The sequence below is a fragment of the Prevotella sp. oral taxon 317 str. F0108 genome, assembly GCF_000162415.1.
Classification (GTDB): domain Bacteria; phylum Bacteroidota; class Bacteroidia; order Bacteroidales; family Bacteroidaceae; genus Prevotella; species Prevotella conceptionensis.
Genome location: NZ_GG740074.1, coordinates 1 through 6,449 on the forward strand (window position 1 = coordinate 1; position 6,449 = coordinate 6,449).

At 46.4% G+C, this 6,449-nt stretch carries 3 protein-coding genes and 1 pseudogene; 1 reads left to right on the forward strand and 3 read right to left on the reverse strand.

Annotation, left to right across the window (positions count from 1 at the left end; all coding sequences use genetic code 11):
- Positions 1-2,226: 2,226 nt before the first annotated feature.
- From recG to HMPREF0670_RS09530, 3 genes are read right to left on the reverse strand one after another with little or no spacing between them, the layout of a single operon-like run.
- Positions 2,227-4,326, reverse strand: coding sequence for an ATP-dependent DNA helicase RecG (gene recG, locus HMPREF0670_RS09520; protein ID WP_009230947.1), 2,100 nt, complete (start codon positions 4,324-4,326; stop codon positions 2,227-2,229).
- 59 nt (positions 4,327-4,385) lie between these two features.
- On the reverse strand, positions 4,386-5,078 hold the full coding sequence (locus HMPREF0670_RS09525) for a 2-C-methyl-D-erythritol 4-phosphate cytidylyltransferase (RefSeq protein ID WP_009230948.1): 693 nt from the start codon (positions 5,076-5,078) through the stop codon (positions 4,386-4,388).
- A gap of 12 nt (positions 5,079-5,090) precedes the next feature.
- On the reverse strand, positions 5,091-5,660 hold the full coding sequence (locus tag HMPREF0670_RS09530) for a DJ-1 family glyoxalase III (RefSeq protein WP_009230949.1): 570 nt from the start codon (positions 5,658-5,660) through the stop codon (positions 5,091-5,093).
- Positions 5,661-5,917: 257 nt separating this feature from the next.
- On the opposite strand from HMPREF0670_RS09530, the pseudogene HMPREF0670_RS16725 reads away from it, so the two are divergent.
- Positions 5,918-6,449 (forward strand): annotated as a pseudogene (locus HMPREF0670_RS16725) (restriction endonuclease); the annotation flags it as partial.

The window sequence follows — 6,449 nt, forward strand, 5'->3', positions numbered from 1 at the left end:
GTGCAAGCCTTTTTAAGAAAAATATCGAACCATAATGCAAGTTTTTGAGTTTCTTTACACATTGATAACATAATAGGGATGTACTCCTTATTAATATATAAGCAGGCAAGTTTGTGAGTTGATGAGTTTGTGAGTCTGTGCGTTTACAAGTTTGTGGATTTAGGAGTTTGTAAAGCTATAATGCCGTTTTGAGCTTTTAATCTTTCAACAACGTGGGAGGAGCTTGTTGTTTTTGTGATGCCAACACAAAATAAACACTTCTCTTCATGTGCGAGGTGCAGGTTCAATCAACTCACCGGCTTATAAACTCACGAAAGCCCAACACCTCCCAAACGCATCAACTCACCAAACTATAAACTCACAACCCAACAACTCACGACTTAGAAACTCATCACCTCGTCTGTTCACTAGCTCACGCACTCATCAACACACAAACTAATAAACTCATCAACTAATAAACTCATCAGCTCAAAAGCTTAAATTGTTATTTTATTTTTACAAACTCGCTCTAATTTTCATGCCGTTCTAGAGAAAATACAAGCCCAAAAGTAGGTAAAAGACCAATATTCCTGACCTTTCACATCTTTTGTTTTGTCTGTTTTTAAGAACAAAACCTGCATTTTGCACCATTTAGCCTTTCTAGATTGGTTGCCAACTCATTATTATTGTTGCCCAAAAACTCGCTTTTTGCACCTAAAAAACCACTTTTTAACGACTATTTTGCCCCTTCGAGCCATTAAAAACATAGTTCGAAAGGGTTTTATTTATACCATTTCAGCGGATGTTTATGCACGCCGTTTCGCATTTAGCAGCATTTTTCACTACATTTTGCACCATTTTACCTCGCGTTTAGCACCAAAACGCACTGCGTTTAGCAGCATATTGCACCGCGTTTAGCACCAAAACGCACTGCAATTTGCTGAAAATAGCCCGAAAACGGGCGTTAATGGCGGTGTTTTTAAATAAAAATTCATTTTACCCATATTTAGAATTACCCCCTTTTAGCATCGAAACAAACCTTCGCGAGAATCGATTTTTTGCGGCCAGGAGGGAGACTGGTGGACAAAAAGGGCACTCATAATGTTAAATTTCCTACCGAAAAGTTGACAAGAAATCAAGTTGACGAGTTGACAAGTTAACAAGAGGGCAAGTGAACTTGTGAACAAGTTATAGTCAAACAGAATTGGATTCAGAAGGCCATAGATACACCGTAAGCAAACCAAAGTGTTCCTTTGCCCCTGCGTAAGGTATGCAGATGCCATGCTATACGCATCTTGCTAGTTGCTAACAACAATTTTCCAAAAGCAATTCTGTTTAGCTATAATCGTTCTTTTCTCGTTTTTCTAAAAGTGCGTTTTCTCGCCATGACAATGTTCGAGCAAGCCCGACATTGTTCATCTCTTCGTGTGTTGGCATAAATACGTCCATTTTTGACATAAGAACATAAGGAACATAAACCTAAATCGGTTGCTAGAAAAATGTGCTTTCATTTTGCCTAAGAAAACACTAAACACGCGTAAACAATTAAATCGCAGGTTGTATTTCAAATATCAGAGGAAGAGTTCCCTAACACTTTGCTTTTGAAAATTCGTAATGGCCGATTTCGGATAAAGAAGTCATCTTGACTTTTTCCTCATTATGTGCCACAAGAAAAGATGCTTTCAACTTGTAGAGAATACACTAAAAGCCCTTCAACAGATTTCTTTTTCGAGGCCTAACCACGTTTTGACACAGACAAAAGAGGTACTACACCAGTTATTATCGTAGTTTTATCCAGCACTTCGTACGTGAGAAGTGTGTTTATCTTGGTTTTACTGCACAAAGATATTAAACTCCTTTCAAGTTATAGAAATATCGCCCACCAATCGGTTGTTTAGACCGCTTATCAACTATTTTAAGTTGTTTGCATCGTTTCTTGTTAATTTCTCGTTTGCTTGTCGGCATCTTGTCTGTCTTATTCTCTCGGCGTAGCCCGCTATATCTTCAAGGATAAGACAGTCAATATGCTCACCAATACACAAAATCTGAGCAAACACTAACGTCCGATTGGGGTTAAAAGTCAAGATGATTTCTACACACATACCTAAACTGAGATTGTATATGTTCTGGCTCAGAAACCAATAAAGCCCAAAGTGTGAACAGGTAACACAAACGCCAACAGCCATGCAACAAAGATGTATGGCATGGCGTAAAACCCTCGCGGCGATACCCTCTTATAGGGCGCAGTTAGCTTATCGCCGCCCAATCAATATTTGTTTTGCGCAATTCTTTCAGTCTATTCCATAGCATGGCATGTTCGGGAAGGTTGCAATCGGGGTCGCGTTCGACGATTTTTTGAGCCTCATCGCGAGCCAATTGCACCAATGCGCCATCGCGAGCGATGTTCGCAATTTTAAGGTCGAAAGCCATGCCGCTCTGTTGTGTGCCTTCAAGGTCGCCTGGACCGCGCAATTTTAAGTCGGCCTCGGCAATACGAAAGCCATCGTTGGTTTCGCACATAATGTCGATACGCTTGCGCGTTTCGGCAGAAAGGGCGCGATTGGTAACAAGTATGCAATAGCTTTGGTCGGCGCCGCGCCCCACCCTACCTCGCAATTGGTGCAATTGCGACAAGCCAAACCGTTGCGCATCAAGTATCACCATCACCGATGCGTTGGGCACATTCACACCCACTTCGATAACCGTTGTGGCCACTAATATCTGCGTTTCGCCACTGGCAAAGCGCGCCATCTCTGCCTCTTTCTCCTTCGACTTCATCTTTCCATGTATCTTGCTCATCTTATACTCTGGAAAAATGTCGGTCAACGCCTCGTAGCCTTCCTCCAAATTCTTTAAGTCGGTCTTCTCGCTCTCCTTTATTAGCGGATAAACAATGTACACTTGACGCCCCAAACCCACCTGCTGACGTATGCCGGCATATAGACTCGTGGTTTGATTATCGTACTTATGCAGCGTTTGTATGGGCTTTCGTCCAGGCGGAAGTTCGTCTATCACGCTCACATCCAAGTCGCCGTAGATGGTCATGGCCAACGTTCGCGGTATGGGTGTCGCCGTCATCACCAACACATGCGGTGGATTATCGCTCTTGCCCCATAGCTTGGCGCGTTGTTTCACGCCAAAACGGTGCTGTTCGTCTACCACGGCGAGCCCCAAATGAGCGAATTGCACAGTGTCTTCTAGCAAGGCATGGGTGCCAACCAGTATGTGTAGCTGTCCCGATGCAAGCCTTTGCAGCACGTCGGCACGGCGTTTGCCCTTAACGATGCCCGTTAGCAGCTCTGCCGTTACGCCCGTTCCCTGCAACATTTGCTGCACGGTGGCGAGGTGTTGTTCGGCTAATATTTCGGTGGGAGCCATGATGCACGCCTGAAAACCATTGTCTACGGCAATGAGCATGGACATTAACGCCACGAGGGTTTTACCCGAACCCACGTCGCCTTGTAACAAGCGGTTCATCTGTCGGCCGCTATCCATGTCCTTACGTATCTCGTGCATCACGCGTTTTTGTGCGCCCGTAAGCTCGAAAGGCAGGTTGTTGTGGTAAAAGCTGTTGAAGAATTGGCCAATCTTAGAGAAATTGTAGCCACGATATTTGCGCCGATGGAAGTTGGCATAGCGCAAGATGTTGAGCTGAACATAAAACAACTCTTCAAACTTTAAGCGCATTTGGGCGCGCTGCAACTCATCGGTGTTATGGGGATAATGCACGCCGCGCATGGCTTGGTCGCGCGAAACAAGGTGCAGGGCATTAGTGATGAAAGGCGGAAGCGTCTCGGTCAGCGGTGCTTGCATCTGTTCGAGTAAGCCCTTGGTGAGCCTTTCCATCGCACGCGATGTTATGCCTGCCTTCTTCATTCGTTCGGTTGTGCCGTAGTGTGGCTGCATACCCATCTCGGCAAGTTTTAGTTCAGTGGCCTCGTCTATATCGGGATGGGCAAACTGATAACGTCCTCCGTACACGCTAGGCTTACCAAACACGATGTATTCTACCCCCACTTTGTAGGTGCTTAGCACATATTTTGCCCCTTGAAACCAAACCAAGTCGGCCACGTTCCACCCATCGGTGAAGTGGGCCACGATGCGTTTCTTGCGCGGTCCCATGTCAAACTCCTCAAAGCTCAGTATGTGTCCCTTCACCTGCACGTAAGGCATATCGCCCTGCAATTGGGCAATTCGGTAGATTTGTGTTCGGTCAACGTATTTGTAGGGATAGTATTCAAGTAGGTCGCCAAAGGTGTTGATGTTGAGTTCTTTACTCAAAATCTCTTTCTTTCGCGGACCAACGCCCGCCAGATACATGATGTCTTGGTCTAGAATAGAGTGCATTGTGGGGCTACGGTTGTTGTGGCAAGAAGCTGGGCAAGGGCGTTAACGTACGCGCCTGCCTATTTTTCGCGATGCTGAGAGGAGAGAGCCAACAGACGTTCGCACACATCGAGGTCGAAGGGCGTGGTTATCTTGATGTTCTCCTTGTTGCCCTCAACCATTGTTATCTGCATGCCGAGTGCCTCAACCACCGATGCGTCGTCGGTAAAGTCCGACTGATAGGGTTGTTGGTAGGCGCGTTTAAGCAATTGCAAGTCGAATGTTTGCGGTGTCTGCACCAGTCGATAGGCATCGCGGTTCACGGTTTGGCTAGTGCCATCGGGCATCACCTGGCGCAATGTTTCTACCACGGGCATTACGGGTATCACGGCTTTGGCTTGTTGTGCCACGCCGAAACAACGCTCAACAACTTCTGCCGACACCATCGGGCGCACGCCATCGTGCACCGCCACCACGCCCTGGGCATCGTTGGGGATGAGTGCCAAGCCATTACGAACCGACTCGAAACGCGTTGTTCCGCCGTCGGCCAAGAGGTAAGGCAAGTTAAAGTTGTGCGTTCGGCATAACTCGCGCCAATATGTTTGCTGGTCGCGTGGCAACACCAATACCATTTGCAGCTGCGCATCGAAGTTGAAAAAGCACTCCATTGTGCGCATCAACACGGGCTTTCCGCCAAGCAGCAGAAACTGCTTAGGCACGTCGGCACCCATGCGCAGGCCCTTTCCGCCAGCGACGATGATTACATAATTCATCGCGTACAGCGGTTAAAGGCGTTCGGCCATAAGGTGTTTGTAACGCATGGCCACTTCTATTTCGTCGGCCTTATCGCGGTCAACCAACAGCGCAAGCAGCGTGTAAGCGTAAGGAAGAGCGGCGGCAGGACCTTCGCCCGTTATGATATTGCCGTCAACTGTCACCAACTCGGCCGTATATTCTGCCCCATGCAAGGTGTGTTCTACGCCTGGATAGCAAGTGGCGCGCTTGCCTTGCAGCAAGCCCAACGTACCTAAAACCATAGGTGCAGCACAGATAGCGCCAATCTTTCGGCCCGTTTCAACCTGACGGCGAAGTACTTCTGCTAGTCCTTTATGTTCTTTTAGATGGGTTGAACCTGGCAGTCCGCCAGGCAAGAGCAAGAGGTCGGCATCGTTGAAGTTGGCGTTTTCGAACAGCATGTCGGCCTTAACGCACACGCCATTGGTCGATTCCACCAGCTCGCGCCCCATAATACTCACGGTTTTCACGTCCAATCCGCCTCTTCTCAGAATGTCTACGGGAGCCAACGCCTCGATGTCTTCAAATCCGTCGGCCATAAATTGATACACTTTTGCCATATCTTAAATTTGGTTTGTCGTTATTATCGTTACTGCAAAAATAGCCATTTTCGGCGTAAGCATGGCAAACAACACGCATTTTTAATGCCCAACGCCACACTTTTTAGCGTTTTTGGCAAGCAAATTGTGGTAATAACGCTAATTTTGTGGGCGACATTTAGCAAACATATACTAAAAAACTAGGCGATAAAAAAGAACGACAAACCTGTACAACAGATATCGCCTTTATAAAATGAACCTATTTTATATCGCAGAGTATGGAACTTAACACATTACGCGAAACCGTAAACACCAACGGCGAATACAGTTGTGGAGACATCGGCGTGTCTGCCTCTGAATGGCTCGATCTATTAAAACAACCCGAAGCAAGGAAGTATCACGAGGCCTTATTCTGCTTTTTACGTGAACCAAATCAAAAAGGCTCATGCACATCAGTGGCACAAAAGTATGGGAAAAGCCTGAATTATTATAACGGCAACGTAAAAGGTTTCTCGCAATGGGTGCAAAAACGACTAAACAGATTTCGTGTAATTGGGATTAAAGGCAGCGAAACATTCTGGCCCATCGCGATGGAAAAGGGCTGGCAAACCAAGAAAGAGTTTCTTTGGTTACTGCGCACCGAACTGACAGAAGCACTTAGAGACTTGCTGATGGAGCACCTTATCGAGGAGCTTCGCAAACGTAAGCCCTTTTATGGCTACGAGGAAAGCTACAAATGGCAATTGCTTGACAACACAGAAGGGAAAGATGCGCTAGGCATTATCAGGGCACTAAAAGGGAAGAATATTA

What these genes read in the sequence shown, in the direction of transcription:
- recG (WP_009230947.1), bottom strand. Translation starts at nt 4,326, where the DNA reads ATGCACTCTATTCTAGACCAAGACATCATGTATCTGGCGGGCGTTGGT.
- HMPREF0670_RS09525 (WP_009230948.1), bottom strand. Translation starts at nt 5,078, where the DNA reads ATGAATTATGTAATCATCGTCGCTGGCGGAAAGGGCCTGCGCATGGGT.
- HMPREF0670_RS09530 (WP_009230949.1), bottom strand. Translation starts at nt 5,660, where the DNA reads ATGGCAAAAGTGTATCAATTTATGGCCGACGGATTTGAAGACATCGAG.